Below are 2,328 nucleotides of genomic sequence, written 5' to 3' on the forward strand. Positions count from 1 at the left end.
CGCCGTCATGACGGCGATCTTCTGGGGCACGGTCGTCCTGGTGCTGGCGGTGAGCCTGCTCGGCGGCAGGGAAGATCCCCCGGCCACCGGCCTCGGCCCGCACGCTCCCTCCGCGTCGTCCGCCGCCACCACCACAGTCACCGCCTCCAGTCCCACGGCCGGTGCTTCCCCTGAGGCCCGGCCGACCGGCAAGTATCTGCCGCGGGCCGCCCCGACCCGGTTGCGCATCCCCGACATCGACGTCGACGCGCCCTTCACCGATCTCGCGATCGCCGCTTCGGGTGAACTCGAGGCACCGCCTCCGGACGACACCAATCTGGTCGGCTGGTTCGCCGACGGCGTGTCTCCGGGGGAGCGCGGAACGTCGATCATCGCCGGGCACGTGGACACGAAGACCTCGGCCGCGGTGTTCGCCCGGCTCTCCGAACTGGAGAAGGGCGACCGCTTCGAGGTGAAGCGGGCCGACGGGCGCAAGGCGGAGTTCGTGGTCGACCACGCGGAGTCGTTCGACAAGGACGACTTCCCCGACAAGCGTGTCTACGCGGACACGGACGACGCGCAGGTCCGGCTGATCACCTGCGCCGGGGACTACGACCGCAAGGCCAAGGACTACACCGAGAACCTGGTGGTCTTCGCCCATCTGGTCTGACCCGTACGGAACGATCGGACCGTCCGGACGGGGCGCCACCCGGACGGGTCATCCGGGGCACCGCCCGGAAGGGGAGAGGACACCCTTCCGGGCGGTGCGTTCGTCAGGCCGCGGAGCAGGCGGTCCCGTTGAGGGTGAACGCCGACGGACTCGGGTTGCCGTCCGTCGTGGTGGCGGTGAAGCCGAGGGTGACGGAGCCGGCCGCAGGGATCGACGCGGTGTAGGGGGCCGAGGCGACACTGACCTCGGGACCGGTCTGAACCGGGGTGCCGCCCCACATGTTGGTGATGCGCTGGGCTCCGGGGAAGGCCCAGTTCAGGGTCCAGCCGTGGACCCCCGGACCGCCGGTGTTGCGGATGACGACCTCGCCCTGGAAGCCGCCGGGCCACTGGTTCGTCACCCGGTAGGCGACCGCGCAGGAGCCCTGGCTCCCACCGGAGGACGTGGTGACCGTCACTGTGCCGGAGCGCGGCGAACGGTTGCCGGCCGCGTCCCGGGCGTACACGGCGAACGTGTAGGAGGTCTCGGGGGAGAGGCCGGTGAGGACGGCGGAGGTGCTCGCGGTCGTGGTGGCGACCGTCTCCTCGCCGCCGCTGATCCGGACGACGTCGTAGCCCGTCACTCCCGTCCCGTCGGTGGCCGCGGTCCAGGAGAGCGTGGCCGACGACGAGGTCACCGAGGAGGCGGCCGGTGTGCCGGGGGCGGTCGGGGCCGTGGTGTCGCCGCCCGGACCGGACGAGTAGATCTCGGCCTCCTCGGAGGTCGCGGCGATGCCGTTGACGCCGTCGAAGAGGCGCCGGCCCCAGCCGGTCAACCGGTCCGGGTCGAAGTCCGTGACCATGTCCAGGTACTCGACCCCACCGCCGTTGCCGCTCCAGGACCAGCCGAGGTAGCCGAGGCCGAGCTGCCGGGTGACGGCCAGGATGGCGTCCTCGTCGGGGTTCCCGTCCGAGTGGTCGTGCCCGAACTCGCCGACCACGATCGGGAGCCGCGCGGAGACGAAGCGGTTCAGGTAGTCGCCGACCTCGGCGGCGGTGTCGAAGACGCCGTACATGTGGATGGAGAACACGGTGTTGGCGTCCGGGTCGGCGGCGAACACCGAGGCGGCGTTGTCACGCATGGTGAACGCCCAGTCCTGACCCCAGTTGGGGGCGTCGACCATCAGCGTGTGGTCGAACCCGGCGTCGCGCAGCTTCCGGATCGCGGCCTTGGTGTCGGCCGTCCAGTTCGCGTAGCCGGTGTTGCCGTGGGGCTCGTTGCCGATGTTGACGATGACGTGGTCCTCCTGCCCGGTCAGCGCGCTCCGGACGCCGATCCAGTAGTCGGCGGCGCGGGAGAGGGTGACCGCTCCGCTCTGCTCGCCGTAACCGGTGGTGTCGTGCACCTCCAGGACACAGATCAGCCGGTTCTGCCTGCACTGCGCGACGACGTTCGCCACGTCGGCGGCGTCGTTGGCGGTCCACCGGTCGCCGCTGGAGAGGACGACACGCACGGTGTTGGCACCCTTGGCCTTGATGTGGGCGAGGGAGCCGATCCGGTCCGCGTACCAGGTGTGGGCGTGGTTGACCCCGCGCATCACGAAGTCGTTCCCGGAGGCCTCCAGCAGCCGGCCGTCCTCGACGCGGAAACCGGTGGGTGCCGCGTGCGCCGGGGTGCCGAGGGAGAGCAGGGGGAGCAGG

General features: G+C 71.1%; 2 protein-coding genes. One reads left to right on the plus strand and one right to left on the minus strand.

From position 1 onward, the window contains the following. Window positions 1-7: 7 nt before the first annotated feature. Entirely contained in the window at window positions 8-649 is a 642-nt protein-coding gene (locus tag AOK18_RS22285) for a class F sortase (RefSeq protein WP_055571331.1), read from the plus strand. Window positions 650-752: 103 nt separating this feature from the next. Here the strand turns inward: AOK18_RS22285 and AOK18_RS22290 are convergent, their stop codons facing one another. Beyond that, complete coding sequence (locus AOK18_RS22290) at window positions 753-2,327, minus strand: cellulase family glycosylhydrolase (RefSeq protein WP_079105130.1); 1,575 nt, start codon at window positions 2,325-2,327, stop codon at window positions 753-755. Window position 2,328: the final 1 nt, after the last annotated feature.

It is taken from the genome of Streptomyces prasinopilosus (assembly GCF_001419695.1).
Lineage (GTDB): Bacteria > Actinomycetota > Actinomycetes > Streptomycetales > Streptomycetaceae > Streptomyces > Streptomyces prasinopilosus.

Excerpts from the sequence above, each read along its gene's own strand:
- AOK18_RS22285 (WP_055571331.1), top strand. The coding sequence starts at position 8 with ATGACGGCGATCTTCTGGGGCACGGTCGTCCTGGTGCTGGCGGTGAGC.